General features: G+C 68.9%; 25 protein-coding genes and 2 pseudogenes. 10 read left to right on the top strand and 17 right to left on the bottom strand.

Going from position 1 to position 26996, the window contains the following annotated elements; genetic code table 11:
- Positions 1-207: 207 nt before the first annotated feature.
- The gene (locus ACFVHB_RS20335) at positions 208-1062 is read right to left on the bottom strand and encodes a hypothetical protein (protein ID WP_380323757.1); all 855 of its coding nucleotides are present in this window, start codon (positions 1060-1062) and stop codon (positions 208-210) included.
- Positions 1063-1235: 173 nt separating this feature from the next.
- On the opposite strand from ACFVHB_RS20335, the pseudogene ACFVHB_RS20330 reads away from it, so the two are divergent.
- The 4 genes and pseudogenes from ACFVHB_RS20330 to ACFVHB_RS20315 all read left to right on the top strand — a co-directional run.
- Positions 1236-1655, top strand: a pseudogene (locus ACFVHB_RS20330) (YybH family protein); the annotation flags it as partial.
- Positions 1656-1748: 93 nt separating this feature from the next.
- Positions 1749-2093, top strand: coding sequence for a YybH family protein (locus ACFVHB_RS20325; RefSeq protein ID WP_380323769.1), 345 nt, complete (start codon positions 1749-1751; stop codon positions 2091-2093).
- Positions 2094-2321: 228 nt separating this feature from the next.
- Complete coding sequence (locus ACFVHB_RS20320; RefSeq protein ID WP_380323755.1) at positions 2322-2708, top strand: hypothetical protein; 387 nt, start codon at positions 2322-2324, stop codon at positions 2706-2708.
- 139 nt (positions 2709-2847) lie between these two features.
- On the top strand, positions 2848-3555 hold the full coding sequence (locus tag ACFVHB_RS20315; RefSeq protein ID WP_380323752.1) for a class F sortase: 708 nt from the start codon (positions 2848-2850) through the stop codon (positions 3553-3555).
- An 82-nt stretch (positions 3556-3637) separates the two neighbouring features.
- Here the strand turns inward: ACFVHB_RS20315 and ACFVHB_RS20310 are convergent, their stop codons facing one another.
- The 3 genes from ACFVHB_RS20310 to ACFVHB_RS20300 all read right to left on the bottom strand — a co-directional run bounded on the left by ACFVHB_RS20310 (position 3638) and on the right by ACFVHB_RS20300 (position 7438).
- Complete coding sequence (locus ACFVHB_RS20310) at positions 3638-4669, bottom strand: methyltransferase (RefSeq protein WP_380323749.1); 1032 nt, start codon at positions 4667-4669, stop codon at positions 3638-3640.
- A gap of 103 nt (positions 4670-4772) precedes the next feature.
- Positions 4773-5864, bottom strand: coding sequence for a nitrous oxide reductase family maturation protein NosD (locus ACFVHB_RS20305; RefSeq protein WP_380323746.1), 1092 nt, complete (start codon positions 5862-5864; stop codon positions 4773-4775).
- A gap of 362 nt (positions 5865-6226) precedes the next feature.
- A complete protein-coding gene (locus ACFVHB_RS20300; RefSeq protein WP_380323743.1) occupies positions 6227-7438 on the bottom strand; it encodes a cytochrome P450 in 1212 nt (403 codons plus the stop codon).
- A gap of 306 nt (positions 7439-7744) precedes the next feature.
- Between ACFVHB_RS20300 and ACFVHB_RS20295 the strand changes: the two genes are divergently transcribed.
- The 3 genes and pseudogenes from ACFVHB_RS20295 to ACFVHB_RS20285 form a co-directional block, all read left to right on the top strand.
- Entirely contained in the window at positions 7745-8698 is a 954-nt protein-coding gene (locus ACFVHB_RS20295) for a deoxyribonuclease IV (protein ID WP_380323740.1), read from the top strand.
- Between the two features lie 97 nt (positions 8699-8795).
- Positions 8796-10892, top strand: coding sequence for an MMPL family transporter (locus ACFVHB_RS20290; protein ID WP_380323737.1), 2097 nt, complete (start codon positions 8796-8798; stop codon positions 10890-10892).
- Between the two features lie 72 nt (positions 10893-10964).
- Positions 10965-11438, top strand: a pseudogene (locus ACFVHB_RS20285) (endonuclease/exonuclease/phosphatase family protein); the annotation flags it as partial.
- Positions 11439-11797: 359 nt separating this feature from the next.
- Here ACFVHB_RS20285 and ACFVHB_RS20280 read toward each other — a convergent pair.
- Positions 11798-12397: a S8 family serine peptidase gene (locus ACFVHB_RS20280; RefSeq protein WP_380323734.1), complete on the bottom strand. Its 600-nt coding sequence runs from the start codon at positions 12395-12397 to the stop codon at positions 11798-11800.
- An 811-nt stretch (positions 12398-13208) separates the two neighbouring features.
- On the opposite strand from ACFVHB_RS20280, the gene ACFVHB_RS20275 reads away from it, so the two are divergent.
- Positions 13209-13991 carry a hypothetical protein gene (locus tag ACFVHB_RS20275; RefSeq protein WP_380323731.1) on the top strand — a complete coding sequence of 261 codons (783 nt, stop codon included), beginning with the start codon at positions 13209-13211 and terminating at the stop codon, positions 13989-13991.
- A 1377-nt stretch (positions 13992-15368) separates the two neighbouring features.
- Positions 15369-16025: a hypothetical protein gene (locus tag ACFVHB_RS20270; protein ID WP_380323728.1), complete on the top strand. Its 657-nt coding sequence runs from the start codon at positions 15369-15371 to the stop codon at positions 16023-16025.
- A gap of 142 nt (positions 16026-16167) precedes the next feature.
- Here ACFVHB_RS20270 and ACFVHB_RS20265 read toward each other — a convergent pair whose 3' ends face one another.
- From ACFVHB_RS20265 to ACFVHB_RS20240, 6 genes are all read right to left on the bottom strand, one after another.
- Positions 16168-16551, bottom strand: a complete 384-nt coding sequence (locus tag ACFVHB_RS20265) for a DUF6087 family protein (RefSeq protein ID WP_380323725.1) — start codon at positions 16549-16551, stop codon at positions 16168-16170.
- The gene (locus ACFVHB_RS20260) at positions 16518-17597 is read right to left on the bottom strand and encodes a methyltransferase domain-containing protein (protein ID WP_380323721.1); all 1080 of its coding nucleotides are present in this window, start codon (positions 17595-17597) and stop codon (positions 16518-16520) included. The genes ACFVHB_RS20265 and ACFVHB_RS20260 overlap by 34 nt, the downstream gene beginning before the upstream one ends.
- The gene (gene tgmB / locus ACFVHB_RS20255; protein WP_380323718.1) at positions 17594-18538 is read right to left on the bottom strand and encodes an ATP-grasp ribosomal peptide maturase; all 945 of its coding nucleotides are present in this window, start codon (positions 18536-18538) and stop codon (positions 17594-17596) included. Before tgmB ends, ACFVHB_RS20260 begins: the two co-directional genes overlap by 4 nt.
- Positions 18539-18568: 30 nt before the next feature.
- Positions 18569-18823, bottom strand: a complete 255-nt coding sequence (gene tgmA / locus ACFVHB_RS20250; RefSeq protein WP_380323715.1) for a putative ATP-grasp-modified RiPP — start codon at positions 18821-18823, stop codon at positions 18569-18571.
- A gap of 1281 nt (positions 18824-20104) precedes the next feature.
- Positions 20105-21328, bottom strand: a complete 1224-nt coding sequence (locus ACFVHB_RS20245) for a helix-turn-helix domain-containing protein (RefSeq protein ID WP_380323712.1) — start codon at positions 21326-21328, stop codon at positions 20105-20107.
- Positions 21329-21372: 44 nt separating this feature from the next.
- A complete protein-coding gene (locus ACFVHB_RS20240; protein WP_380323709.1) occupies positions 21373-22380 on the bottom strand; it encodes a helix-turn-helix domain-containing protein in 1008 nt (335 codons plus the stop codon).
- 411 nt (positions 22381-22791) lie between these two features.
- Here ACFVHB_RS20240 and ACFVHB_RS20235 point away from each other — a divergent pair, with 411 nt between their 5' ends.
- Entirely contained in the window at positions 22792-23562 is a 771-nt protein-coding gene (locus ACFVHB_RS20235) for a toll/interleukin-1 receptor domain-containing protein (protein ID WP_380323706.1), read from the top strand.
- A gap of 74 nt (positions 23563-23636) precedes the next feature.
- On the opposite strand, the gene ACFVHB_RS20230 is transcribed toward ACFVHB_RS20235, so the two are convergent.
- The 6 genes from ACFVHB_RS20230 to ACFVHB_RS20205 all read right to left on the bottom strand — a co-directional run bounded on the left by ACFVHB_RS20230 (position 23637) and on the right by ACFVHB_RS20205 (position 26973).
- Positions 23637-24368, bottom strand: a complete 732-nt coding sequence (locus tag ACFVHB_RS20230) for a hypothetical protein (protein WP_380323703.1) — start codon at positions 24366-24368, stop codon at positions 23637-23639.
- Positions 24369-24441: 73 nt separating this feature from the next.
- Positions 24442-24612 (bottom strand): hypothetical protein, encoded by a 171-nt coding sequence (locus ACFVHB_RS20225; RefSeq protein WP_380323700.1) that lies wholly within the window; start codon positions 24610-24612, stop codon positions 24442-24444.
- Positions 24613-24766: 154 nt separating this feature from the next.
- The gene (locus tag ACFVHB_RS20220) at positions 24767-25012 is read right to left on the bottom strand and encodes a hypothetical protein (protein ID WP_380323697.1); all 246 of its coding nucleotides are present in this window, start codon (positions 25010-25012) and stop codon (positions 24767-24769) included.
- A gap of 48 nt (positions 25013-25060) precedes the next feature.
- Positions 25061-25738: a hypothetical protein gene (locus ACFVHB_RS20215; RefSeq protein ID WP_380323694.1), complete on the bottom strand. Its 678-nt coding sequence runs from the start codon at positions 25736-25738 to the stop codon at positions 25061-25063.
- Between the two features lie 444 nt (positions 25739-26182).
- Positions 26183-26770: a hypothetical protein gene (locus ACFVHB_RS20210; RefSeq protein WP_380323692.1), complete on the bottom strand. Its 588-nt coding sequence runs from the start codon at positions 26768-26770 to the stop codon at positions 26183-26185.
- A 56-nt stretch (positions 26771-26826) separates the two neighbouring features.
- On the bottom strand, positions 26827-26973 hold the full coding sequence (locus ACFVHB_RS20205) for a hypothetical protein (protein WP_380323689.1): 147 nt from the start codon (positions 26971-26973) through the stop codon (positions 26827-26829).
- Positions 26974-26996: the final 23 nt, after the last annotated feature.

The following is a 26996-nucleotide window of genomic DNA, read 5'->3' as shown; positions in this document are numbered from 1 at the left end:
CCGCAGGACGTTCCTGCGGGGCACCGGCGCGGGTGCGCGGGTTCGCCGGGGGGCCGGCTGGCGGGCTGCCGGGGTGGCGGGCTGGCGGGATGGCGGGGTGCCCGGGCCGGCCTCCCGGTGCGGGCGGGCCGTCCGCCGGGCCGTGGCTCGGGCCCTGCCGCGGGCCGTCCGGCAGGCCGTGGCTCGGGCCGTCCGTCAGGTCGTGGCTCAGGCCGCGCCGAGGACGGCGTCCGGGGTGCGGCCCGCCTGGGCCTGCTCGACCCGCTGGACCAGCATCGCGGCGAGCCGCCGGGTGGCCGCCGGGTCGGCCGGGCCGCCCTCGGTGGTCACCGTGGCGACCACCGTGCCGGAGCGCAGCACGATGCTGACGCCGTCCCGGCCGGCCAGCTGGCCCTGGAAGGCACGGCTCTCGGTGCCCAGCGCGGCCACGTCGACGGTGCGGTACTTGCTGCCGTCGCCGTACGCCGCGTACGCCTCGGTGAGACGGTCCTTGGCGGCCGCCTTGCTCGGCAGGGTGTCCACCGCGAAGCGCACCGTGACCTCGCCGGAGGCGAACCGGGCGGTGCCGCTGAGCGGCTTGCCGCTGCACGAGCCGGCGCCGGTGCAGGTGGTGGCGTGGTCGGCGGTGTCGACCTTGCGCTTCTCCTCCTCCCAGCCGGTCATCGCCTTCTGGTCCGGAAGCAGCTGGAGCAGGAGCTTGTCGTCCAGCAGCAGCGTGTCGGAGTCCGCCCCGGCCGGCTGCGCGGCCCCGCCACCCGTGCCGGCGCCGCCACCGGGGGCCGGCGTTCCGGGAGCGGCCGTTCCCGCCGTCCCGGCCGCCGCGCCGGAGCCGCCGGACGCGGCGCCGCCCGCCGGGCTCGCCCCGGGGCTCGCGGGGGCGGTCGTGGCCGCTCCCCCGGCCGCGCCCGCGGCCGTGCTCGCGGCCGTGCTCGCGGCCGTGCTCGCGCCGCCCGCCGCCGTGTCGTGGGCGGCCTTCGACCCCCCGGACCCGCAGGCCGCCAGCACGCCCAGCAGAACCCCCGTCGCCGCCGCCGCGGCAACCTTCCGACCGACCGTGCCCATCGCCCGCTCCCTCTCGTGTCAGTGGACCATCAACATAGACGCGGCCGGCGGCATCCGGTTCCCCGGGGTCCCGATCAGCGGCGGAGCACTCCCCGGGCCGCCCGGACCGGCCCGCCGGCCGACCGCCGCGCGCCTCCCGGCCGGAGGTCCGGTGGCGGTGCGACCATCGGCCCATGCCGTCCGAAGACGTACCCAGCACCGACGAACAGCAGATCCGCACCCTGGTCGAGCGGTGGGCCGAGGCCGTGCACCGCGGCGACATGGCGGGCGTGCTGCGCGACCACAGCGACGACATCGTGATGTTCGACGTCACGCCCCCGTTCCAGGGCGTCCGCGGGATCGACGCCTACCGGGCGACCTGGCCGCTGTTCTTCACCTGGCAGGCCCAGGGCGCCGAGTTCGCGATCGAGTCGCTGGACGTCACCGCCGGGACGGACGTGGCGTTCGCCCACGCCCTGCTCCGGTGCGGAACGGCACAGGACCTCGCCGAGGAGCCGGCCCTCCGGCTCCGGCTCACGCTCGGGCTGCGCCGGACGGACGGACGCTGGGAGGTCACGCACGAACACCACTCCTTCCCCGACACCGCCACCGACGCCACCGCCCGGAACGCCGAGGCGGAGCGCGCGGTGCGCGGGATCCACCGGCAGTGGTCGGAGGACACCGCCGCGAAGGACCTGGACGGGCTGATGGCCCACGTCGCCGAGGACGTCGTCTCCTACGAGCAGGCCGGCCCGCTCGGGTACCGGGGCCGTGCGGAGGTGCGCGAGGTCTGCCGACGCGGCCTCGACGCCTCGCCCGGGCCGGTCCGCTGGGACGTCCCCGACCTGACCGTCCGCACCGCCGGGGACCTCGCCGTCACCTGGGGCCTGGAGCACGTCCGCGCCCCGCGGACGGACGGCGGCCAGGTCGAGACGTGGTCGCGGGGCACCCGGGTGTTCGAGCGGCGGGACGGCTCCTGGGTGCTGGTGCACCAGCACCTGTCGCTCCCGCTCCCGGACAGCGCGCCGGACAGCGCGCCGGACAGGCCCTGACATCCGCCGCGGAGGCGGCCGACACCCGGTTCACCCGGATCCCCGCGCCCCTTCGGGTGAACCCGCCCGCGAGTCCACCCGAAGGGGCGCACCACCCCCGCCGGCACCGCCCCGCTCCGGTGGCAGCGGCCGCGAGGGTGGTTGACGGTGGATCAGGCGCACCGCCGTGAGTCCCCTTGCCCGACATGGTGTCGGCGGTCACGGCTCCGCGCCGGAAGGATCATCATCATGCGCTCTGCACGCACGCTGCTCGCCGGGGCGGTCGTCGCCGCCGCCCTCACCGTCGGCGCGCCGGCCGCCTTCGCCGACGGCTCGGACAAGAACCTCACGTGGCAGGAGAAGCAGGAGAAGTCCACCACCGCGGACGGCCAGAAGGCCTGGGAGGAGAAGCAGGACAAGGCCGCCCCCTCCACGGGCGAGGACGGCAAGGCCGAGGGGAAGACCGAGGAGAAGGCCGAGGAGAAGGCCCCGCACGGCGGCGTGCACACCGGCGGCGGCGGCCTCGCGCTGTCCGGCGGCGGCCTCGCCTCCGGCGCCGTCCTGCTGCTGGGCGGCCTCGGGGCCGGCGCGTTCGCGCTGCGCAAGGGCCGTCGCTCCGCCGGCGCCGCGATCTGACCTGCGTCGCCGCTCCCGTCTCCGCCCCACGCCTCCCCGTCCCCGCCGTGGCCGCCGCGCTCAGTGCCGGCCACGGCGGGGGCGCGCGGGGGCGCACCCGGCGGGGGCGGGCGGCACGTCGCCGTGAAGGAGTGGACTGATGGCCGGTCTGGCCCCTGGTACGTCCCGGCTGCTGCGCGCGGGTATGGGCGCGGCGGCGGCCGGTCTGCTGCTGATCTACAACTCGGTGGACCCCGGGGCCCCGGCCGGGTCCGAGCCGGGCCAGGCCGCTCCCCCGGCGGCCAGCGCGAGCGCGTCACCCGGCGCCGCGCCCGCCTCCCCCACGGCCGCGGCCGCCCAGGCGCCGGCCAAGGCCGCCGCCGTACCGGCCGCACCCCCGCTGAAGCGGTCCAAGCCGACCCGGCTGCGGATCCCGCAGATCGGCGTGGACGCGCCGTTCACCGAGCTGACCCTGAACCCGGCCGGGCAGCTCAACGCGCCGCCGCCGGAGAACAAGAACCTGGTCGGCTGGTACCGCGACGGAGTCACCCCCGGCGAGCGCGGCAGTGCCGTGGTGGCCGGGCACGTGGACACCACCAAGGGCGCGGCGGTCTTCCTGCTGCTCAGCCTGCTGATGCCGGGCAACAAGGTCGAGGTGCAGCGGGCCGACGGCACGGTCGCCGTCTTCACGGTGGACTCGGTGGAGACCTTCCCCAAGGACGCCTTCCCCGACCAGAAGGTCTACGGGAAGACGCCCGACGCCCAGTTGCGCCTGATCACCTGCGGCGGCACCTACGACAAGAAGCGCAGGGACTACCTCGACAACGTGGTGGTCTTCGCGCACCTGGAGTCCTCGCACAAGGCGTGACCTCCGCCCGCACGACGACCGCCGGCCTCCTCGACGAGGGCCGGCGGTCGCGGTGCGGGCAGGTGGTGCGGGCGGGCCGGGGTCAGCCCCGCACGGTGGCCTCGAAGGCGTGCAGGTAGGGGTTGACCGGGCGGACCTCGGTGACGTCCAGGCCGGCCTCCTTCATCAGCCGCACCATGCTCTCCTCGGAGTGCTTGGCCCCGCCGACGTTGAGCATCAGCATCAGGTCCATGGCGGTGGTGAAGCGCATCGACGGGCTGTCGTCGACCAGGTTCTCCACCACCACGACGCGGGCGCCGGGGCGGGCCGCCTTCACCACGTTGGCGAGGGTGCGGCGGGTGCTCCCGTCGTCCCACTCCAGGATGTTCTTGATGATGTAGAGGTCGGCGCGGACCGGGATGTCCACCCGGCAGTCGCCGGGCACCAGCCGGGCCCGGGCCGAGAAGGCACCGCCCTCGCGCAGCCGCGGGTCGGCCCCGGCGACCACCTTGGGCAGGTCGAGCAGGGTGCCGTGCAGCGCCGGGTGCTTCTCCAGCAGGCTGGCCAGGACGTGGCCCTGGCCGCCGCCGATGTCCACCACCGAGTCGATGCCGGTGAGGTCGAGGTAGGCGGCGAAGTCGGCGGCGGACTGCCGGCTGGAGGTGGTCATCGCCTTGTCGAAGACCTTGGCCGAGTCGGCGGCGTCGCTGTGCAGGTAGTCGAAGAACTCCTTGCCGAACAGCTCGGGGAACACGTTGCGGCCGGAGCGCACGGCCTCGTCCAGCTTGGGCCAGGCCTCCCAGGTCCACGGCTCGGTGCACCAGAGGGAGATGTAGCGCAGGCTGTTGGGGGCGTCCTCGCGCAGCAGCCGGGACATCTCGGTGTGCTCGAAGCGGTCCTCGCCGGTCTCCTGGAAGACGCCGTAGCAGGTCAGCGCGCGCAGCAGGCGGCGCAGCGGCTTGGGCTCGGTGTCGAGCGCCGCCGCGAGGTCGGTGACGGTGGTCGGGGTGTCGCCGAGCGCGTCGGCGACGCCGAGCCGGGCGGCCGCGCGGACGGCGGCGGCGCAGGCGGCGCCGAAGACGAGCTCCCGCAGGCGCATCGCGGCCTGCGGGTTGGTGGCGGGTGCGGTGGTCATGTGCCGTCTTTCTGCAGGTGGGAGGGGTGACGGGGGCTTGGTTCAGGCCGGGCCCGGCCCGGGGCATCGGGCACGGGGCCGTGGCGCGGGGGCCGGGTGGGGATCAGCAGTGGCCGGCCGGCCTGGAGACCGCGCAGTGGTTGCGGGCGAAGGAGTTGGTGGTGCCGGTGTCGGCGTCGACCAGGTCGGCCGGGCCGTTGCCGACGGCGTGGTTGCCGGTGATGGTGTTCCGGGCGTTCGGCGAGCCGACGAGGCTGCGGAAGAGCACGATGCCGCCGGACATCGGGGAGGCGCCGACGTTGTCGCGGACCTGGTTGTCCGTCACCGCGGTGTCCTCGGCGCCGGTGAGCAGGATCCCGGTGCCCTGGATGTAGTCGAGCCGCGGGTTGGGCGGGCAGTACTTGTTGTTGGCGATGACCCGGTTGCGGGCGACGCTCAGCGCACCGGCCCGGGGCACGCCCTCGTCACCGACGATGAAGACGCCGCCGCAGTTGCCGCGGATCTCGTTCTGCTCGATGTTCAGGTCGCGCAGGCGGCGGACGGTGACGCCGATCCGGTTCTCGGAGAGCCGGTTGCCGCTGACCAGCGTGCCCTCGGTGTCGATGGCGCCGCCCTCGTTGGCCACGCTGTTGGCGAGGAAGATGCCGGACTGGCCGTTGCGGGCCGACTCGTTGCCGACGAGGACGGCGCGGGTCGACTTCTCCTGGCTGATGCCCTGCTGGCCGTTGTCGTGGACGTGGGTCGCGCGCACGGTCATGCCGGTGGTCGAGCCGGCGTTGATGCCGTTCTTCCGGAAGCCGGTGACGGTCAGGGCCTCGACGGTGACGCCGTCGAGCGGGTGGTCGTCGGTGCCGACGACGCAGAGGCCGTGGCCGGCGGCGGCACAGACGGCGTCGCCGACGGTGCCGTCGGTCTGGTTCCCCGGGGCGATCACGCTGTGCGAGCCGATGCCGCGCAGGGTGAGGCCGGGCGTGGTGATCCGGACGCTGCCGTAGTAGGTGCCCGGCATCAGCTGGACGGTGTCTCCGGGGCGGGCCGCGTCGACGGCCTGCTGAATCGATTCGCCCGGGTGGACGAGGTGCAGGCCGGCGGCGTGGGCCGCGGGTGCGGCGGCCAGGGTGGCCAGGACGGTGGTGAGGGCGGTCGTGGCGGCAGCGGTGGCCGCGGCCAGGTGGTGGACCCGTCGCGTGGGCATGAGTGGTGACCTGCTTTCTGGCGCGCTCGCGGGACGCCGGCGCGGTGGTGACGCGGTGTGTGCGGGAGAGGACGACCGGTGGGGATCGGCCGAATCGACGCTATGGGCGCACGGGTGAGCCCGCCACCAGGGCTGGGCTGCCGGACTGACGGGGCGTCGGCCGGGCGCGTGAGGCCGGGCCGGCGGGGCGGGGGGACGGGACGGGTCGACGGGTGGCCGGGTCTCCGACGCCCCGGCAGGTCGGGGGCGCGGGCGGGCGTGGGCGGGCCGGGCACGCCGCGGGATCAGATGGCGGCGGCTCCTGGCACGGCGTCAGGGCTACGGGGCGTCAGCGATACGGCAGGCTCAGCAGCACCGGCGCGTCAAGTGGTCTCCGAGGCGGACCGGGAGCGCGGCGAGGTGCCGGGCAACCGGCTTCGGTCCGCACTCGGTCTCCTCCCGGGCCACGGCGAGCCGGAGGCCGGCGTACCGCGCAGCACCGTGCCGAAGGCGACGACGACGGCCTCCTCGCGCGCGAGTGCGGCCCCGGTGCGGCGGTGGGCGCCGTACCCGGAGTCCAGGTGGACACCGTGGTGCGGCTCGGTCGCCCGGCGGACGTCGGGCCGCTCGGGCTCGGTGGACACCCGGGGGTCGTGATCGGCGCCGGCGGGGATCGGCACCACCGCCTCACCGGTGCGGCTGAGCGTCCCGGCGAGCACGACGTCCCCGGTCGCGTGGCGCGGCAGCGTGCCGAGCGTCGGGCCGCACCAGTGCGTCAACTCGTCGACGGCGGCGGGCAGCAGGGCCGGCTCGGCGCGCAGCCGGGCGCGCTGCTCGGGGTGGCCGCGCAGGGCGGCCGTCCCGTTGCCGATCAGGGCGGCGGTGGTCTCGTGGCCGGCCACGACGAGGTTGAGTCTCAGCGAGGCCGTCTCGACGCGGTCCGGCGCGTCGCCCTCGGCGGCGGCGAGCCGGGAGACGAGGTCGTCCCCGGGCTCGGCGCGGCGGTCGATCAGCTCCCCGGCGGCGGCGACCACGGCGCGCAGCGCGTCGTCCGGCCCGGGGCCGGCGCAGCGGCCGAGGGAGGAGCTCCCGGTGCGCCACTGCGGCCGGTCCGGCTCGGGGATGCCGAGCAGCTCGCCGATGACGGTGACCGGCAGCGGGTACCCGAAGTGGGCGATCAGGTCGACCACGCCGTCCGCGTCGGCGTGCTCGCGCAGGGCGCGGGCGTGCTCCTCGGCGAGCCGCCCGATCGGGGGGCGCAGCCGGGCGACCGTACCCGCCGTGAAGATGGGGTGGACCAGGCCTCGGAGCCGGCGGGGCTCGGCGCTGTCCGCGTCGAAGACGCCCGCGCGCGGGTACTTCTCGCCCTCGGGCGGCAGGCCGCGGGCCCGCCGGACCTGCTCGGTGCGGTGGGCGGGGGCGGAGCCGGGCACGTGGGCGGCATCGTTGACGAAGCGCGGGTCGCCCAGGACGGCGCGGACGTCCTCGTAGCGGGTGGTGATCCGGACCGGTTCGACGCCGGGGATGGCGCCGGCACCGCGGGCCGGCGGGGCGCGCTCGCCGGTCCGGGAGAAGGCGGCGAACCGGTCCCGCACGAGGTGCGCGGCGCGCGGGTCGACCCGTCTCGACGGGTCCGGGCTCGAAGGCGTCGGCCTCGGTGGTGTGGGCCTCGGTGGTGTCGGCCTCGCCGGTGCGGTGGTGGTCACGGGCATCCGCCACGGATCGTTGCCGGCTTGGCACGGATGGTGGATGAGGCGGGCGCGGCCGGTCGAGTGTTCGAGCCTCGAATTCACTCGATCGATGACGAAGGAACCTTTCTCCAACCGATCCTTTCGTGCACGCCCGCCGGGCGTGGGCGCCTGTGCGCCGGGGCGTGCGGGGCGCGTGGCATGCTCGGGACCATGAACACCGCCGCCGTCCTGCCGCCCGTACCGCCGCTCGCCGTCACCCGCAACCCGGTGGGGGCCCATGTGCCGGTGGCCGCCCGCGGACTGGCCGGGACGGGGCTGGCGTACGCCCGGCGGGTGGGCGCCGAGGCGGTCCAGGTCTTCGTGGCCAACCCCCGCGGCTGGGCCACTCCCCCGGGCAACCCGGCGCAGGACGAGGAGTTCCGCGCCGCCTGCGTCGAGCAGGGCATCCCGGCGTACGTGCACGCCCCGTACCTGATCAACTTCGGCTCGGACGGCGCGGCGACCCGCGAGCGCTCGGCCGCCTCGCTGCGCCACTCGCTGCTGCGCGGCCACGCGATCGGCGCGCTGGGCGTGGTGCTGCACACCGGTTCGGCCGTCGGCACCGCGCCGGGCGGCGGCTCCCGGCGGGCCGAGGCGATGGCGCAGGTCCGCGCGGACGTCCGGCCGCTGCTGGACGAGCTGGACGCGCTCGGCGAGGACGCGCCGTGGCTGCTGCTGGAGCCGACCGCCGGCCAGGGCAGCTCGCTCTGCTCGCGGATGGAGGACCTCGCCGCGTACGTGGAAGCGCTGGACGGCCACCCCAAGGTCGGGGTCTGCCTGGACACCTGCCACGCCTTCGCGGCCGGCCACGACCTGGCGGCCCCGGGCGGCGTCCGGGAGGCGCTGGACGCGCTGGTGGCGGCCGCCGGGCCGGGCCGACTGCGGCTGATCCACGCCAACGACTCGGAGGACACGGTCGGCGCCCGCAAGGACCGGCACGCCAACATCGGCGCGGGGCACATCGGCGCGGAGCCGTTCCGCGAGTTGTTCGAGCACCCGGAGACGGCCGGCGTCCCGCTGATCGTCGAGACGCCGGACCGCAAGCACGGCGGCGACGGCACCGGGCACGCGATGGACATCGCCGTTCTGAAGGAGCTGCGGGAACGGGCGGCCGTGCCGGTGTAGTCCGTGGCCGTTCCCGCCGACAACGCCCCGGGCTGCCGGGTCGGCCGGGCGGTGGCAGGCTGGAACGAGTGTTGTCCCAGACCCCTGGGGGTTTGCGATGAGCCCGACCCGGCGACTGGCGACGCTTCCCTGCGGCCGCCGAAGCAAGTGGGTGGTACTGGGCCTCTGGCTGGTGCTGCTGCTGGTGGCGGGACCGCTCGCCGGCAAACTCGCCGACGCCGAGGACAACCAGGCCTCCAGTTGGCTGCCCGGGAACGCCGAGTCCACCCAGGTGCTGAACGAGCAGCGCGCGTTCCAGCCGGTGGACACCGCCCAGGCCGTGGTGGTCTACCAGCGCGCCGGCGGGATCACCCCGGCCGACCGCGTCGAGGCGGCCCGGGACGCCGCCGCGTTCGCCGACGCCCCGCACGTGGTGGGCCGGATCACCGGGCCGGTGCTCTCCGGCGACGGCCAGGCCATGCAGACCATCGTGCCGGTGGACATCGGCACCGGGGGCTGGCAGGACCTGCGCCCGGCGGTGGACAGCATGCGCGCGACCGCCGCCGAGAACAGCCAGGGCATGGCCACCCACGTCACCGGTCCGGCCGGGATCGGTGCCGACCAGGCCGAGGCCTTCGCCGGCATCGACAGCACCCTGCTCTCCGCCACCATCAGCGTGGTGATCATCCTGCTGCTGCTCACCTACCGCAGCCCGGTGCTCTGGGCGCTGCCGCTGCTCTCCTCGGCCGGGGCCCTGGTGGTCGCCCAGGCCGTCATCTACCTGCTGGCCGACCATGCCGGACTGACCGTCAACGCGCAGAGCGCCGGCATCCTGATCGTGCTGGTGCTGGGCGCGGGCACCGACTACGCGCTGCTGCTCACCGCCCGTTACCGCGAGGAGCTGCGCCGGCACGAGGACCGGCACGAGGCGATGGCGTTCGCCCTGCACCGGGCCGGGCCCGCCATCCTGGCCTCCTCGGCCACGGTGGTCGCCTCGATGCTGTGCCTGCTGGTCGCCGAGATGAACTCCACCAGCGGCCTCGGCCCGGTCTGCGCGATCGGCGTCCTGGTGGCGCTGGCCGCGATGCTGACGCTGCTGCCGGCCCTGCTGGTGGTCGTCGGCCGCTGGGTGTTCTGGCCGGTCAAGCCGGCCTTCGGCACGCCGGAGCCGACCCGGACCGGCCGCTGGGCGCACGTCGGGGCGTGGATCGGCCGCCGTCCGCGGAAGGTCTGGATCGGCACCACGCTCGCCCTGGCGGCCTGCTGCGTCGGGCTGGTCTCGCTGAACGCCAACGGCCTGTCCACGGCCGGCACCTTCACCGGCAAGCCGGACTCGGTGGTCGGCCAGCAGGTGCTGGAGCAGCACTTCCCCGGCGGGACGGGTGCGCCACTGACCGTGATCAGCACGGCGGGCGGCGCCGAGGCCGTCCGGGCGGTGGCGCAGTCGACGCCCGGGGTGGCCTCGACCTCCGTGCCGACCGTGCACGAGGGGGAGGCGTTGTTCCAGGCCACGCTGGCCGACCCGCCGGACAGTCAGGCCGCCAAGGACACCGTGGACCGGGTGCGGGACGCCGTCCACGCCGTGCCGGGCGCCGACGCCAAGGTGGGCGGCTCCACGGCGGTGATCCTGGACGCCGGCCGGGCCGCGACGAACGACAACCGGACGATCATCCCGCTGGTGCTCGGCGTGGTGCTGGTGATCCTGGCCCTGCTGCTGCGCGCGATCACCGCGCCGCTGGTGCTGGTCGCCACCGTGGTCCTGTCGTACGCGGCGACGCTCGGGATCAGCGCGTTCTTCTTCGAGCACGTCTTCCACTTCGAGGGCACGGACAACGCGTTCCCGCTGTTCGTCTTCGTCTTCCTGGTCGCGCTCGGCATCGACTACAACATCTTCCTGATGACCCGGGTGCGGGAGGAGTCCCTGCAACACGGCACCCGGCAGGGGGCGGTGGCCGGGCTGGCCGCGACCGGCGGGGTGATCACCTCGGCCGGCCTGATCCTGGCGAGCACCTTCGCCGTGCTCGGCACCCTGCCGGTGGTCGGATTCGCCGAGATCGGCTTCGCGGTGGCGCTCGGCGTGCTGCTGGACACCCTGGTGGTGCGGTCGGTCCTGGTCACCGCGCTCACCATGGACCTGGACCGGCACATGTGGTGGCCGAGCCAGTTGTCCAGGCAAGTCCGTTCGCCGAAGGACGAGTTGGCCAGACAGCTTTAAGTTACCAATGAGTTCATATGGTTATCGTCCAGCGTCTTGCCGGGCGTGGCCGCGGGCGCGTTCACTGCGGGCATGCCAACTCCCACCACGCTTCGCCGCGGCTCGCGCCTGGCCGCCGCCTGTGCCGTAGCCGCCGCCCTGGTGGCGCCGCTCGCCGCCGCCCCCGCCGCCTCGGCGGCCCCCGCCGCCCCGGCCGGCACGGTGCCCGCGCTCAAGGTGCTGACCTACAACGTCTTCCTGATGAGCAAGAACCTGTACCCCAACTGGGGCCAGGACCTCCGGGCCAGGGCCATCGCCGGCGCGGACGTCTTCCAGGGCCACGACGTCGTCGTGCTCCAGGAGGCCTTCGACAACGCCGCCTCCGACCTGCTCACCTCGCAGGCCTCCGCCGCGTACCCGTACCACACCCCGGTCGTCGGCCGCTCGACCAGCGGCTGGGACGCCACCAGCGGCAGCTACAGCTCGACCACCCCGGAGGACGGCGGGGTGACGCTGCTCAGCAAGTGGCCGATCCTGCGCAAGGAGCAGTACGTCTTCAAGGACGCCTGAGGATCCTGGACACTGGTGGTTCTACTCTGACCTGTGTAGATGCTGATCTGACGCCCACTCAGCACACCCAGGGTACCTTGAGCGCCACGTCCGCCATGACACACGGAGCGGAGGTCGGCCGACACGGCCAGCGACGACGTGGCTTCACGCGTGCTGCCAGCGTGGACGAGTAGCCAGCAAATCGGCTGGACCTTCCGAGAACGAGCCTCGGCCCGGACAGGCCAGCCGCTGCCGCTCGCACAGGTCATCGATGCTTCTACCGAAGCAACCAACACTCTCTCCCCTTTGAGAGCGTCGCCAGACGCGGCCGGCCGAAAAGTTCGCGGCCGTGGCCCAGGGCACCGGCCGAGCAGCAGTCAGGACGCCAATGCGGCACTGATGAGTGCAGCGGCAAACGAACTTCCCCATAGCTCCTCAGTACGTCTCGCCCTGGTTAGGGTTCCAAGAGGGTCCCCCGGGACACCCCCGGGGGCGCTCACAGCACATACGTCCACACCCGATGGAGGTGCGCAGTTGTAACTGGCAACCCGACCCAACCAGTCCAGCGCCGTAGCAACGACAACACCAGGGACGATAGCCGGATAATCCATCTTTTGCTGTGGCCCATCATTACCCGCCGCGCACACCACGACCGGACTGGGGAGGCGACCCAGGCGAGTATGATCGAGGATCATACTGAGGCCATCGCGCTGACCTAATGCAGATGCCGAAATACTCGCCCGGAATGCAATAGTTACGATATGGTAGCGGCCAGCTTGATTGATGGCTGCATTAACCGCATTAATCAGCACCGAGGATTCAGCCAACCGCTCTCCGCGACGCATTACTCGGAGGCTGTCAATTCCAGCCTCAGGAGCGACCATTCGAATTAGGCTGCCGAGCGCCGTGCCATGACCAAGGTCGTCACTGGGCTCCTCTTCTTTGACCCCCTCCAGGTCGAATCCGATCTGGCTCATCGCACCCTGATCCCCTGTGTCAATCAATGCGATCTTGCGAGGCCATGGCCAATCCTTAACGGAGCTCGCCCCCAATAGGTCTTCACGAAGTGGCACGGAGATTCGACGGCGGAGCGCTTCCGCGCGTTCCGCTTTCCAGCGAACGGACCACGGCTCAACTTGACCCGACAGTCCTCCGATGGCGTCAGCCTGCACTGCGGGTGATAGGAAGTATCCTTCCTCAATGGCGACATTAATGATTCTATCCTGGAACAAAAAGCCCCGAATCTGGCGGACCAGAGCGGGTCCGAGGCCGGGGGGGTGCCTTACCACCGCAACTCTGAGAATATTCCGCGGGTATGGCTGCTCAAATCGAGGAAGCGACATTATTCTAGGCACCTCCGTTGATGGCAAACCTGCAGCAGACATTAGCCGATCCCACGCTTCCCACGCTTCAACGACTCTTTCCAAGCCGGACATTGGGCCAACTAAGGTCGAGAAGTTGATCGCGGGAGCAGGCCCACCTACATCGGGTCGAACAACTGCCGGAGGTGGCGTTATAGCTGAGGGTGATGACGTCATAGACGCCGACGGCCGGTGGCGCAGGCTCCGTTGCTGCTCTCGCTCTTGCTCCTGCTGCTCTTGCTCCTGCCGCCGGGGCCCGAGCGAGGGTTGATGCTGATGCGGTTGCGGTCGCGGTTGAAGCTGAGACATGGCGGTGATCTCCTGACAGCGGGGCTTGCTGAAGATGCGGCCCGAGATGACCTGAGCGACTATGGATCTAAGCACTAAACAGTCTACAAACTTTCTACTTTCATCATAGGAGAATGCAATGGGAACGGCAACTCCGCTCACCTATGCCGTCGAGTTAATTCAGCCAAGTAATGACAAGATTGCTCATTGGAAGGCGCCGATCGGGATAAACGACCGCCTGCCGACTTTAATCGGCGACTGCCCTGCATGTAACCATGGATGTGAAATCCCTGTTGCTGACCAGGTAGTGCAAGGCGGCACTCCCGAGAGTGGCACCACTCAGGAACCTCCCCAGAAAATCGTTTGGCAGGTCATTTGCAACTGCCGATCCATTCATCAACAACCGTCTGGAGTAAAAGCGGGTTGCGGTCGATATTGGCTATGTGCACTTACCAAGCAGGATGGATCATATAAGGTTGCAGTGGAGGAGGATTTAACCCTACTGCCGGCGGCATCCGCACTTAATGACGCACTGGCAACAGAGGACGTCCGCGTTCAAAAAGCAGCCGAGAAGTGGCTTGGCGCGGTAACTGCGATCTATGGCCTCTTTTCGCTGGCGGGAATTGCCACCGCAAAGGACGCGTTGGCTGGCATGGAGTGGTGGGGGAAGTTGGCCGTGGGCGTTGCTCTATTGGCTGGCCTGGCGACGGCCGCCACGGCACTCGTCTTCGGGTACCGAGCAGCTTACGGCTGGCCAAGGCTGGTGCGCGTGAACGGCGTGAACCTACGGGAGTGGCATAAGAGCCGCCGCAACTATGCAGAGAAAGCCGCTGACGATCTCAACAAAGCCCTCACCTTCGCCTTCATCTCGCTGGCTGCCATCGCTGCCGTGATGCTGTTGGTCTGGTTCCTGCCCCGGTAATAGGCCGGCGATGCTGAGCAGAGGCAGGCGCGGCAAGCCGCTCCGCAGGCATGGGAGACGGCGCGGCCCCACTAGCGCTAGTCGTTCGCCAACGGCTCCATCACGAAGCACAGAGGGGTGGATGCGGGCCCGCCGTCGGGCCATTGGGGTCCCAGCGAGAGCCGCAAGATCCACGTGTGCGCGCGGACGCACGCACATCCGACAGGTGACCATCCGGACCATCCCTGCGGACGAGTCAGGGCAAGATTGATGCGCGGGCGCCCCCTAGTTAGCGCTTCGGCAGCTCGGGAATTACTTCCGCACACCGCCTGACAAATGAAGTCGACGCATCTGCCCATCTCGCATTGTCAATCTCCTGTCCGAGCCCGTGCAAGATACCCTGGAGCTCCTTGGCGAACTCTCGATACCTTGCCGTCGATTCGAATCGGTGACCTTGATATCTGTGTAGTTTATCGTTCACATGTTCCCATGTAACCGGGGGCACAACCACTGGAATGAATTTCACCGAGGGGAAGAGCTGTGGGTTCGCCACCGAAAGCCGTTGCCGTGCACCCGCATACCCAACCTCTATCAGGCAGCGCTCGCTTTTGAGGAATGACCTCGTAATGAGCTCTATGATCACGCGCATCCTGTCCATGTAGCTGAATATTGCATCGATGTCATTCTCCCCGGACCCGATGCGCCGCCCATAGGAGCTACAAAAGAATTCTTCCTCAGGAAGTCCCACATCAACAAGGAAGTCACCCAAGGCTCGCGCAAGCGGACGATCCTTGGTTGAATGGCTGACGAAGATTAAGTCAGGCACAGAGACCACCCGCCTAACAGACGCCGTACTGAGGCCTTATCCACCTTCCATACTAGGCAGTCCCGCACTAGCACCGCCATGTCTCGCCCCACACAGAACCTCGGACCGGCATCACGTAGCGCATCCGAGAGGTTCCGATACGTCATTGGCAGCATGGCTGTTCTGAAGACGCGGCGGGTACAGGGCTGCCCGGCACCCGTCGGCCGGTAATACTCGTGCCGCATCGCGCCCGTGTCGAGTCCGCACAGGGTCCGCGGACCGGGATCCTCGGGGACGTCAGGGTCTGTCGGCACCGCGTGCACCCAGCGGACCTCCGGGGCGACGTCGACCGCGTCAGGACCGAGCCCCAGCTCCATCGACGGCTAATCCCGACCATGCCGTGTTCGCCCAGGTTTCGCACATCGACAAAGTCGACGTCGCGCCGTCCTCGTGCGAGCCTCGCATTACCACCCTACAATGCGACTGTGTCAGCTACCTGTTCGAACTGTGGCCACAAATACACGAACATTGACCTCCAGGCCGCTTCGGCACATCCATGCCCCGAATGCGGTCAGACAGCGATCACGCATCAGGTGGAGGCCGCCACTGCGGCGGCCACCCATAGCGAAACGGCCATTCTCGCTACCGTGCATCTATGGATGTCATGGCTTCACATTGGGATTGATCAGGCTCTTAAATCCCAGGCGGAGCGGACGAAAATGGAAATCCTCCGCGACGCGGGTGAGAACTACTCGACGGTACTCAACGCAGAGTTTCAAGCCTCCATTGTGGCAATCGCCGCCTCAGCGCACGCCCTCGATGCACTGTACGGCTCGACGGGGATCCCTGACGACGTGCGTCAAGGGTGGAAGAACAAGGGCACAAAACGTCACGGGAAGATTCGCGAAGCCCTGAAAATTGTATTCGACACTGGGCCAGTAAATAGCAGCTGGGTTGCTGACTTCAGTTGGCTATTCGAGCTGCGCGACTTCGCAGCGCATGCACCGGAGGAAGCCAAGCCACTTGCGCCTCATCCTATTGGCGCCAATACGTCTTCAGAATACGTGTCGTACTCCACCGAGAACGCTCGGCGTGCTGTTCAGTTTGCTTTGTCCGTATTCCGCTGGTGTGTTGACCACCCCCGCCAGAACAAGCCCGACGCGATTGCGTGGGCAAACTCTGTGCGCCCGGTGATCGAGGAGTTGGAAGGACTCTGGTCCGGCGGCACAGGCAACGGGTCGGCCTCCTAAGTAATCTGACTTCACGCCAGCAGCACAGAGCCCCCGAACTGACGCCGCCAAGCGTTGTCCGGGGGTTCTGCTCTGCCCTCTCCCCCGCGTCTGCGCGTCGGCGCGAGGGAGAGGCGTTCAACGGTCCGGCCACGCCTGTGGGCTACGCGGTCGGACCGGGCTTTCGGTGCCTGCCGGCTCGGGCCTTACGGAGCGGCAGCGGCACTCCGCGAATCACGCCGCCGCCTTCGACTCCGTGAACGAGGCGCTGAGCAGCCGCATAGTTGTCTGCGACGGATTCAGCGATCCATTGGTAGCCGTCCCACCGGAGGATGGCGCGCGGGAGATCTTGGTACAGGTGGGCCGGAGCGTGTTCGTGACCGATGATGACGGCCTTCAGCTGGCCAATTGGTCGTAGCCGCTTCTGTCGCCGTTCCGCCCAGTCGGCCAACGACTCCTCGTCCACCCTCGCCTCTTTCGATCGGGGGACCCAGGCTACCGGCTCCTGTCGGCCTACTCGGCGAAGTGGACGGCAGGTAGATCCCATCCCGTTTCGTCGGTCTTCCACCACGCCCACTGGCGTTCTGGTGTGATCGTGAGCCCGAAGTCCTCGCGCTGGGGCTCGGTTTCGAACTGTCGGCTCAGCTGTTCCACCACGTCCCACAGCCTTCGCGGCCCGGTCTGCCGCACAGAACCGTCGCGGCCGGCTGTGGCGGCGGATCCGTCGGGTGTCCAGATACCGACCGACGCTGTCCCACCGTCGTCTCCAGCCCATGTGCAGGTTCGATACCCGGGGAGAGCGAGCGCCAACGGGAACTCCAGGCGCGTCAGCGTCTCCTGCGCAGAGATGTCTGAGACCGTGGGCTGCTCCTTCTCCAGCTCGTCAAATCGGGGTCGAACGCGGGAGGTTCGCCGGGCCATGAAGTAGGCGCTCTGGGGCAGGAATCGGCCGGTTGCGTTCCCACCGTCGATCGTGATCCTGGCCAGCCCCCATCCAACCGGGACGACCATCACTGCGCCGTCGGCTGCCTGTTGCACCCATGCGGCCGGAACGGACTGCATACCGCAGGTGGCGATGATCCGATCGAACGGGGCGTGCGACGGTACCCCACGAGCCCCGTCTCCCGTGTGGACGGATGGCCGGTAGCCGGCATCAGCCAGCCGCCGTGCGGCATCCCCGGTCAGTTCGGGATCGACGTCCACCGTCGTGACGTTGGCGTCCCCCAGAACATGAGACAGCAGCGCCGCGTTGTAACCGGTCCCGGTACCAATCTCCAACACGCGCTGGCCGGCTTGCGCGCCCAGCGCGTCCAGCATCGAGAGCATGAGCCCCGGCTCGCTGGACGAGGATGTGGGCTCATTGTCCTTGATCTGTGTGGTCAGGGCCCGGTTGGCGTAGACGTTCTCCCGATAGCCCGGCGTTGCGGTGGTGACCTCCGACCACCGCCCCGTGCCGTCCTGCTCGTAGAACGTCGGCACGAACAGGTGCCTCGGCACCTGTGCCACCGCGCGAGTCCACTGTTCCCCGTGGCCGGCTGCAGCCAGGTTCCGGGCCAGCAGTTCCCGGAGGGGACGGGCGTCAGCGTCGTTCATACTGCTCCTTGCAGGAGGGAGGCATGAGCCTCCGCGATCGGCAACTTCGTTGCTGCTGCGATGAATTGCCATTGCCCGGCAGGGTTGCATTCGAGGAAGACCCAGTCGCCCGTCGGGGTTACGACGAAGTCGAACGCACCATAGTTGAGGCGGTACCCGGCCATGAACCGCCGGACCCCGTCGGCGACTTCCTCCGGAATGACCGTCAGCTCGTAGGACAGTGCGTCGTAGTCGCTCCGCCAGTCCACCGTCGCGGCGTCGCTGCCCGCGTGAATGGCCACGGGAAACATCTGGGTGCCGACCACTGTGAGCCGCACCTCATGCCGCTTCGGGACCCACTCCTGCAACATGTGCGCAGTCAGTTCAAGTGACTCATCGAGGTCCGATGCTTCGATCCGGCGGGTGGGCAACATCATGGAGCGATCGTGCAACGTGATCGCCCCTGCGGTGACCGGCTTCACGATGAGCGGCCCGCCGATTCCGGCTGCCCACTCCCGGGCCCGCGGCAGGCTGTTCGTGACCAGGGTGCACGGCACGCGAAGGCCCGCAGCGGTAGCGGCGGCCAGCTGCCCCGGCTTGTGCGCGGACGCCCTGTAGATGTCGGGGTGGTGCAGCCACAGCACCGGCAGGGAGCTGAGAACCTGAACCATGCCGACCAAGGCCTGTCCCTGCGCCCACTCACGGTAGGCGGGGTCAACTGCGCGGCTGATGTGGGGCAGTCCGGGCCGCCTGTAGTAGACGGCCCGGACCTCTTCCAGCCGCACAGCTCGGGTGCTGGTGATCAGATCCCCGTGCCACCCGGAGACTCGGCCGCCATGCTCAGCGGCCAGGTCGAGGTGTCGGGGGAACGCTGCCAGGTCGAACCGCATCACCGGGACGTTCCGCTCATTGAGAGCGTGCACGACGAGGTCTGCGGACGGGTCCAGGTCTTCGGCGACCACCAGAACGGTTCCATGCTGTACGGACACTGGCTACGCCACCTGGTCGCCCGGGAAGGCGTACGGGTCGGACGTCTCGTCGGCCCCGGTGGTGGAGTCGTTGTTCGTGGCCGTGCTGGAGGCGGCCATCGGGGTGTGGGCCCACAGGGAGCCGTCCGCCTTCAGCACGTTGACCTGTCGCTCCGGGTCGTACGTGAACTCCGACGGGTTGATGGTGACCGTGTACGGCGCCTGGACGGCGCGGGCGCCGAACGGCACCTTCGTGGGCTCCTCGGTGATGGTGGTCATTGGTGCTCCTTCCATGCAGTCGATGGTGCGACGGATGGTGCGACCTCCCGGGCCAGCATGTCAGCCCGGAAGGGGACTTGGGGCGTCACCCAGCGGTGACGCCGAAATGAACCCGCCCCGGTCGGCTCGACCTGTCCAGGGTTGGGGAGGACCGAGGCGGGGGTTCGAGAGGCCCAACTGGGCCGGTTCTGTGCTCACCAGGGCACGGGAGGCCCGTTGCACGCTCGGCGCTGGCCGGCCCAGAGGCTGCCGATGCCGGTCACGGGCGCGGCGTACGGATCCATCAACGCAGCTTCGGGTGGTTGGCGTCGCGAACCCGGGCGAGCAGCTCGGCACGGCGCGCACGCTGATCGGGCGTGAGCGGAGCCTCGGTGTGCTGCTCCGGTGTGAGAATCGGCTGGGGACCGTCCCTACGCTTCGGCGGCCACCTGTGCTCCCTCAGCCAGGCGAACGGGTCGACAGGATCGGGCAGTTCGTCGCGGTCGTCCGGAGCGTACGGGGCGGGTCCGCCCAGGAAGTGAGTCCAGGGGCTTGGGTGCCACGCGTCAGTGTTGCTCACGCGCCACCCCCAGAACCACACACTCCCCGTCGTCCACGTGCCGCACGCGGGACCTGGCAAGATTGCGCCGGATCGTCGGGTAGTCCTCCGCCGAGTACCGCTCTTCGGCATCGGCAAAGTAGGCACAGCCGGGGCACTGATCGACGTCCGGCGCGGGAGCCTCCGGGATTCGGCCGACAAGATCACGAAGCGACACGACGCACCGCCAGGCACTTGAACGCGTGTGCGTCTCGCAATGCCTCAATGTTCCGCCGGGCAGCGACCGGAACCGACGCGGGGTCCTTCCTGGAGACATCCGCGATCATCTCGAACGAGCGGCACACGCTGCACTTCCGGACCGGCGTCGCGGTCTCAGGCAGCGTCACAGGGCTTCCCCGTCACACGATGCGAGGGGCACCCACAACCGGCCAGCGGCGCGTGCTTGAAGAGGTCCGTGCGCCTGCGGGCTTCCTTCGCTCGCGCCGTCAGGTAGTCCCGGCGACAGGCGTCAATGAGATCCTTGCTCGCACGCTTGCTCGGGGGCCGCCTGGGCTCCGGCATGGGCGGCAGCGAGGACATGCCCGTCGCCTCCGGGACGACCGAAGACGACGCGTTCTCGCTCCCGGGCATGCTTCTTACGGTCATTCTTCGCTCCCATACAGTCCGAGCCCGTCTCGTCGCAAGACGTTACGGGCCCGTCACTGTAGGGAGTGCCCCAATCTGGGGCAGGCTGTTAACGATCTTCAGGCAGCCACGCCCACGGCCTCCGCCAGTTCAACGGCGTCACTCCGAAGCGGCCCCGTCGCTGCGCGGGTCAGCTCCACGACGAGCCCCCGCGCCGGCGGAACGTAGCGAACAGCCTCGGGGCTCGTTTCGTACGCCCGCTTGATGTAGTGCAGTGCTCCCGCTAGTTCCCGCCGTGCGAACTCGCTCCGTGCAGCATCCACGAAGAGGCGCGAACGCCGCTCCGTCGAAGGGATGGTCTCCGGTCGAACGTCCGCCAACCGGCGCAATGCTGCACCTGGCGTTCGAAGCTCCACCCCGAGAGTGACAGCGTGGACAGCCACGTTGCCTTCCCCGAACACGGTGAACGGATGGGCATAGGCACCCAGCCGACGTGCCGTCCGGTCGGCCTCGTCCCACCACCTCCACGTCTCCCCCTCCCGCCCCTCCTTGGCGCACGTCACGGCAGCGTGCAAGCAGAGCGCACCGAAGGTGCTGCGGAGAAGATCTGTACCGTCCTCCAGGCGCGGCCGGAGCGAGGCCGCAGCATCTGCAGCCAATCGCAGAGCTTCGTCGGCGTGCCCGGAGTCCCGCAGGCCATTGCCTGCGATCCACGCTGCAATAGCCAGAGTGACCGGCTCATCGGCTTCCTCCGCCGCCATTCGAGCGCGGTCCACTGTCAGCCAGTAAAGTTCCGGCTCCGTGGTGTGCGCGGCGTACTGCTGGGCGAGCGCGTACGTCTCCGCCATAACCCGATAAGCTGCACGCCTGTCTGCACCTTCGCAGCCGCGAACCAACGTGTGGCATGCCGAGATCAGTCCCGGCAGAAGCGCACCAACTTCCGTGCGCTGATGGGGAGATGCATGCCAAACGGCCCACGTCTGCCGCACTCGGCCAGCAAGCTCGTCCATTGTCGTAGGAAGGTCCACGGGCCGGCGGTAGATGCTGGCGTGGATCGCGTCTCGAAGTGCCGGAACGCCTGCGTGTGACATCTTCCCCCACGACTCGACCGGCATTGCTCCGGGGGTGCCGGTTAGGGCCCCGACGTCGCCCAAGCGCAGTACTTGAGCGATCCGAACGAGCATGTCGACGTTTCGGAGATCCCGCTCACCTTGTTCGATCTTCTTCAGCCAGCCTTCCGACCGGCCGACGAGGCCGGCCAGGACTGCACGGCTCAGTCCAGCTCGTTCACGGTGAAGCCGGATCCGCTCACCGGTTGTCAGTTCTGCCGATTCGTCGCTCATGGGGCGTGCTCCCGGTCTTGACAAGGCCTACCGGGAGCGTACGCCTACCGGCATGCGGAGCACAGCCGTCCTGCTGTCGGAACTGGCCTCCCGCATAGCCCTTCCCGCCCCAGACACTCGTGATCCGACCGTTGATGCGGGCGGGGCGGTTCGGCCGTCACGACTGACTGAACTGCTGGCGCGGACGGAATCTTGGACAGTCGTCCGGAGATGATCGCGCCGACGCTGCGGGTGATCTTCTCCGGCAGGGGTGCGGAGAGGATCCTCAATAGCTCTTCGGCCGCCCACCCGCCCGCGAGCAACCCCTCCACCATGACCGACTGGTCGGCCAGCGGCTTGCCGGCCAGGGTCATGCGGGGTTCGCGACTGCCAAGCTCCAGCAGCAGCGCCATGCCGTCGGTCATGTGGGGCCGCGTCGCGGCCTGACGGGGTCGAGGAAGGCGCTCCGCGGTCGCCTGGGGCCCGTCCTCAGGCTCGGCGGGGAGTGCCCCGTCCGCCCCTCCGAGAAGGGCCGAGAACGCCGAGTGCGCCTCGGCCAATTCGTCGGGGTCGGCAGGCGGCATCAGGCCCGGGTCCTCAGTCAGCAACTCGTCGGCCGGAGGGACGGACGGTACTTCAACGTCCTTCCGAATCGCCGTCATTACCCTCACGGAGGGGTCTCCCGCCTTCCCGTCGATCGGATGTCCGGCTCCAGGTCCACCGGCGGCCGGGAGTGCGGGAAGCGGCGGCAGCGTGTTCGGCGTCTTGCTCGTCGCCGGGACCTCGTGGACGGAGACCGTCGTCCGCACCCGGCCCGTGACGGGATCCCTGTCGGTCCGGCGGATGTAGTGGCCGGCGTCTTCCAGTTCTCGCAGAGCACGGGAGACGGTGCCACGGCCCTCCACGCTCTTCGCCGCCAAGGTCCGCACGTCCTCCCGGGATCCGTCGGGGAGGCTGAGCAAGTAGCCCAGCAGTCCGCGGGCGGCCCACGAGAGGCTGTGTTTCCGCACGACGTGACCGTTGTCCAGGATCGTGTACCCGGGTGCATGCTTCGGGATACGATGGATCTGCATTCGGAGCCCTCCAGCTCTGATGCCAGACCCCGGGGTGTTACCAGCACCGCCGGGGTTTTCCGTGCCTGGATGATCGCATGCCTGTGCTGTGCAGCACAAGTGTCCAACCATGCCCTCTCACGTCAAATTGCCCCCCGAAGCGCCAACATCCACCCCAGGCGGGCAGACGCTGGATCGCCGAGCGTGACGATGCCCGATGGTTCCTCGCAGTTGCGGCGGATCCATCGGCATCACGGGCACGATCCACCTCCTCCTCACTGGCGGATCGACTGCAGGACGCAGCCCGATAAGCCAAGGGACACACGACATTGAGCCTGGTGCAGAACACGTAGCGTATCGCCAGCCCGACCACGCGGCGGAGCCATCTCAGCCGTGGGACAATTCAGACAGGCGCGATGGAGGGAGCTGGATATGAAGGTCTTCATCTCCTGGTCAGGCCGCCACAGCGAAGCTGTTGCTGAGTTACTTCAAGAGTGGCTCGAACAGATTCTTCAACCAGTGGACTTCTGGATGTCGAGCGAGGACATCGCATTCGGCAGTCGATGGTTCCAGGAAATTAGTTCTGAGCTTGACGATGCCAACTTTGGAATCGTCTGCCTGACTCCAAGCAATCTCAAATCCCTGTGGATTACATTTGAGTCAGGGGCTCTCGCCAAGAGAGTTGACAGAGCTAGACTCGTACCATTCTGCATCGATTTGGAGCCACGCGATATAACGGGTCCACTGTCGAATTTCCAAGCTATTCAGATGAAGCGCGATAGCCTTCGAAAACTGATTCGCGACATAAACAATGAGGCCGAACGGCAGGTGCCAGAAAGGACAATAAGCAGTCTCTTTAATGCCACGTGGGACGAATTTTACGACAGCATCGCCGATGCAAAGTCGGAAGCTTCGGAAGCTTCACTGATGGCGCCGCCCCGGATGGAGGATATGGTGGGTGAGCTACTGGAGCGAGTCCGCAGTCTTGAGGCCCGCCTTGGCTCACCCACAAGAGCGAGACCCGATTACGCCGCATTTAGGTCATTCCTTGACGCGTCGATCAAGTCTGAGCGACCTACCACGGCAGATGACTGGATTGAAGTGGCGGATTTGGCCTGGAAGGCGGCAGACACCTACGGCCGACGCATCGTCATTGAACCAAAGGACTCAACGCTTCCACCCCTGCCCGACGAGGAAACGTGACGGCTCGATGTTCCACACTGGGAAGCAAAGAGCCCCTGCCCGATCAATCGGACAGGGGCTCTCAGGTTGCAATTTCAGGCGTTCACCGGCGCCAGGTCCGACCACAGCACGAGCTGCCCGCGGGGGCCGTCGTGGACCTGGAGCGCACCTGCATCCCGCCGACGGTAAAGCGTCGTCACGTGGACGCCGAGACGCCCGGCAGCTTCCTTCAGCGTCAGCTTCTCTTCCGCTGTCGGCAGCTTGTGGGGCTTCGCGGTGAGAACCGGCTGAGCAGTCGGGGCCTTGTTGACCTCCACTTTCCACAGCACCGGGGCGGGCCCGGCTTCCTTGTTCAGGGCCGGCTCGGGCTGCGCCTTCGCATCCTCGTCCTCCGGCGGGTCCAAATGCAGCACATGCGCGGCCACGAGTGGGGGAACCGCGGACACGACAATGACGACCCACGCGATTGCACCCGTTGCACCGGTCGTCAGCACATGTTCCGTGATCTGTGCGGCAGTTGCGACGACCAGTGCAACAAGTGCGCCGCGGATCGCGCTGCCGCGCTGGCGCGTTGCGGCCTCTTCGCGCTCGACGTCGCCACTCTTGCAGTGCTTGCGGACGAGGTCCGACCAGTCGCGGGCGTTGCGCGCGCTCCACGCGGCGTAGAGCGACAGGACGGCCGGCATGAGCCAGGCCACACGCCAGTTCCAGCCCGCCATCACGCCGAGCGAGAACTCCCCGGGCGCGCTCAGCGCGAGAGCGGCGTACAGGACGGCGGGCTGGCCGATGCGGCGGGCCGATCGAATGTGCCAGGGGGTGCGGGTCATGTCTCCTCTTCTCGGTGAATTCACCAGATGACCGGCCCCGCGTCCTCTACTCGCAGGGCCGGTCAGTACTGCATCAGTCCGGGTACTTCGTCAGCTCGTCCAGCTTGGCGCAGTAGATGGCACCAGCCGCGTCAACGACCTGCAGCCGACTACCGTCGTCCGAAATGCGCTTGATCGTGCCAATGCACTTCCAGCGCGGGCCGTTGTAGCGAACCTCGTCGCCGACGTCGAACTTGCTGTCCACTCGATGCTCCCGTCTCCGTGAGTTCCTTGCGTGACTCCATGATGGCAGACTTGTGCTGTGCAACACAAGCCCTGGAGTCGCGCTAGTCGACTAGCACGACGAAGGGCGCCACCGGGAGATCAACTCCCGATGGCGCCCTTCACCCTTCAGCTGCTCAGCGCGGGACGTACTTGCGAATCGGCAGGTTAGGCCGGAGCTGGGCGAGCCGGTTCGCACCGATCTCGATCCGGGCGGATCCGATGGCCTCGAATCGTGCCCCGCATCCCTGCTCGGACGGCCTGCCAGTGGGGCCGCCGGGAACGGTGTAGTGGTGAGAGTCGTCGTACAGCGCGTCGCGCCGGCAGGCGCTGCACGTGGACGTGTTGCGGTGCACCCATACGACGGCAGTGCGTTCGGTCATGGGCTCTCCTCCTACTGATGTAGCCGGCCTCAGCTCTGGCGCGCTTCGTCAACCATCCCGGCGCGCCTCGAACTTCCGGTGCGGGTCGGTGATGATCTCCCCTCCGTCCGTCGCAAAGATCGTGCATCCGTCGCCGATCCACCAGACGGAGGCCACCATCCAGGCCCGGCCGTGGTGTTCGATCCGGTCCCCCTCCTCCAGGTCCCGCGCCTCACACACGCGGTACACGGGCAGCGTTGCTCCAGGGGCACCGTCACGCCAGTGCCATGGCCGCCCCGGGTCGCCGAGTGGGATCGTCTCGTGGTCGGGCGACGTCGGGTGTGCGGCCAGGACGCAGGGCAGCATCTCGGCGCCAGGCGGCGTGAACGTCGCAGTGCACTTGGGGTGTTCACACACCAGCGCCGACGCGCAGGCCTCCGCGGACTCCCGGTTCGTGTCCGTCGGCTCGCCCACTCCGCACTGCGGACAGTGGATGCCCCACTGATGTGCATCGGTGCGCGGGAAGGGGACGGCCGGCATGGTCTTCTCGCCGATGCCCAGTTGCACCCGGATCACGGCAGCAGCGGACAACGTCAGCGCGACCCGGCCACCCGTGTCAGACGCAACGACGGTCGACGTACCGTCCAGCGCGGCCAGTTGGTCAACCAGCGCCAGGACGTCGGCCTCCGGGACGTGGGCCTCCGCGGCAATGGTGGAGGTGGCGACGGACTGAGGTTCCCGCTTCATCTCTCTGACTCTTCTCCGTGAAGGGCCGGACCCGCGTCCTCTACTCGCAGGGCTGGCCTGATGCATGAGTTCCTGACGCATCTTCATGGTGACAGACATGTGCTGCGCAACACAAGTCCCTTGATTGAGTCAGACCCTGAACAATGCGTCCTGCTCCCCCTCTGGCCCCGGGACGGCCCGGATCGCGGCGATGTGCCAACCATCCCGGACCCGCCACTCGCCGCCCTTGACGGACTGGGTCCTCATCGGCAGCATCTCCCCACCGTCGGCTGGGATGATCTGCCGCTCCCTGCCGGACCCCGTCACAATCCCCCGTCGCTCTGCCCCCGTGTTTGGGTCGATCCACGCAACCCACCCCGTGAACAGCTTCGCGCCCATGCACTCCTCCAGAACGCCAAAGGGCCCCCTGCGTCCTCTACTCGCAGGGGGCCCGTAGTGGGTTGGTCAGGCGGCTTCGCCGAGCAGCCAGTCAGCCAGGCGGATGACCGACTCGGGGTCGACGGCGGAGCGGATGCCGAACGGGCCGGCGGCCGAAGCGCCCAGGACCTCACGAGCCTTAGCAGCAGCGTCGTAACGTCGGCGGAAGGTCTCGAAGTGGGATGCGGTGTCGGGGCACTGGTCGGCTGCCTCAGCCTCCGCGGGCTCGTCCACTCGGCGGATATCGCGGCACCACCACGTGTCACCGTCGCCGTCAAGGCGGACCTTGTACGGCAGTTCCTCGTCGTCAGCGTCGATGCGCTCCAGCGCGCCGACCTCCCCGATGTGGCCCTCCCCATCACCGGGATTGTTGCTGATCACCGTGACGCGGTCCCCGACCTTGACCGATGTGGCCGACTGGGCCGGAGGCTCCTTCTCGCCCAGGATCCGGTTCAGTTCGTCGCGGAGCTGGCGGGTCTCCGACCTCGTCATGTGCGCCGACTCGTCCCACAGGCTGATGAACGCGGCCGACTTCTCGTAGACCGACGTCTCCACCGTCAGTGCGGATATGTCGGTGTCGTTGATGGACTTCTTCGTCAGGTTGATCTCAGCCATGCCCTCTCCTCTGATGGTTCGGTTTAGCGCGAGTCGTGCTAGTCGACTAGCGCGACTCAGCGGGCCAGCTCCTCCACGGCATCCCGGCGGTCCGCGTCGTGGTAGTCGTCGTACGCGGCACGGGCGTCCTCGTCCCAGCTGGCCGCCTCATCGTCACGGACGCCGGCCATGTCGTAGGCATCAAGAGTGGGGAAGTTGCGCATCGTCGTGTCCTCCCGGGTACTCG

The organism is Kitasatospora sp. NPDC127111, assembly GCF_042677465.1.
In the GTDB taxonomy this organism is placed as follows: domain Bacteria; phylum Actinomycetota; class Actinomycetes; order Streptomycetales; family Streptomycetaceae; genus Kitasatospora.
This window is presented reverse-complemented; position numbering and strand designations above follow the sequence as displayed.

Excerpts from the sequence above, each read along its gene's own strand:
- ACFVHB_RS20220 (WP_380323697.1), bottom strand. The coding sequence starts at position 25,012 with ATGACCGAACGCACTGCCGTCGTATGGGTGCACCGCAACACGTCCACG.
- ACFVHB_RS20280 (WP_380323734.1), bottom strand. The coding sequence starts at position 12,397 with ATGAGCCAGATCGGATTCGACCTGGAGGGGGTCAAAGAAGAGGAGCCC.
- ACFVHB_RS20245 (WP_380323712.1), bottom strand. The coding sequence starts at position 21,328 with ATGAGCGACGAATCGGCAGAACTGACAACCGGTGAGCGGATCCGGCTT.
- ACFVHB_RS20325 (WP_380323769.1), top strand. The coding sequence starts at position 1,749 with ATGGCCCACGTCGCCGAGGACGTCGTCTCCTACGAGCAGGCCGGCCCG.
- ACFVHB_RS20310 (WP_380323749.1), bottom strand. The coding sequence starts at position 4,669 with ATGACCACCGCACCCGCCACCAACCCGCAGGCCGCGATGCGCCTGCGG.
- ACFVHB_RS20265 (WP_380323725.1), bottom strand. The coding sequence starts at position 16,551 with ATGGGATCTACCTGCCGTCCACTTCGCCGAGTAGGCCGACAGGAGCCG.
- ACFVHB_RS20230 (WP_380323703.1), bottom strand. The coding sequence starts at position 24,368 with ATGACCCGCACCCCCTGGCACATTCGATCGGCCCGCCGCATCGGCCAG.
- ACFVHB_RS20315 (WP_380323752.1), top strand. The coding sequence starts at position 2,848 with ATGGCCGGTCTGGCCCCTGGTACGTCCCGGCTGCTGCGCGCGGGTATG.
- ACFVHB_RS20205 (WP_380323689.1), bottom strand. The coding sequence starts at position 26,973 with ATGCGCAACTTCCCCACTCTTGATGCCTACGACATGGCCGGCGTCCGT.
- tgmA (WP_380323715.1), bottom strand. The coding sequence starts at position 18,823 with ATGACCACCATCACCGAGGAGCCCACGAAGGTGCCGTTCGGCGCCCGC.
- ACFVHB_RS20290 (WP_380323737.1), top strand. The coding sequence starts at position 8,796 with ATGAGCCCGACCCGGCGACTGGCGACGCTTCCCTGCGGCCGCCGAAGC.
- ACFVHB_RS20215 (WP_380323694.1), bottom strand. The coding sequence starts at position 25,738 with ATGAAGCGGGAACCTCAGTCCGTCGCCACCTCCACCATTGCCGCGGAG.
- ACFVHB_RS20260 (WP_380323721.1), bottom strand. The coding sequence starts at position 17,597 with ATGAACGACGCTGACGCCCGTCCCCTCCGGGAACTGCTGGCCCGGAAC.
- ACFVHB_RS20240 (WP_380323709.1), bottom strand. The coding sequence starts at position 22,380 with ATGCAGATCCATCGTATCCCGAAGCATGCACCCGGGTACACGATCCTG.
- ACFVHB_RS20275 (WP_380323731.1), top strand. The coding sequence starts at position 13,209 with ATGGGAACGGCAACTCCGCTCACCTATGCCGTCGAGTTAATTCAGCCA.
- ACFVHB_RS20235 (WP_380323706.1), top strand. The coding sequence starts at position 22,792 with ATGAAGGTCTTCATCTCCTGGTCAGGCCGCCACAGCGAAGCTGTTGCT.
- ACFVHB_RS20295 (WP_380323740.1), top strand. The coding sequence starts at position 7,745 with ATGAACACCGCCGCCGTCCTGCCGCCCGTACCGCCGCTCGCCGTCACC.
- ACFVHB_RS20305 (WP_380323746.1), bottom strand. The coding sequence starts at position 5,864 with ATGCCCACGCGACGGGTCCACCACCTGGCCGCGGCCACCGCTGCCGCC.
- ACFVHB_RS20335 (WP_380323757.1), bottom strand. The coding sequence starts at position 1,062 with ATGGGCACGGTCGGTCGGAAGGTTGCCGCGGCGGCGGCGACGGGGGTT.
- ACFVHB_RS20320 (WP_380323755.1), top strand. The coding sequence starts at position 2,322 with ATGCGCTCTGCACGCACGCTGCTCGCCGGGGCGGTCGTCGCCGCCGCC.
- ACFVHB_RS20210 (WP_380323692.1), bottom strand. The coding sequence starts at position 26,770 with ATGGCTGAGATCAACCTGACGAAGAAGTCCATCAACGACACCGACATA.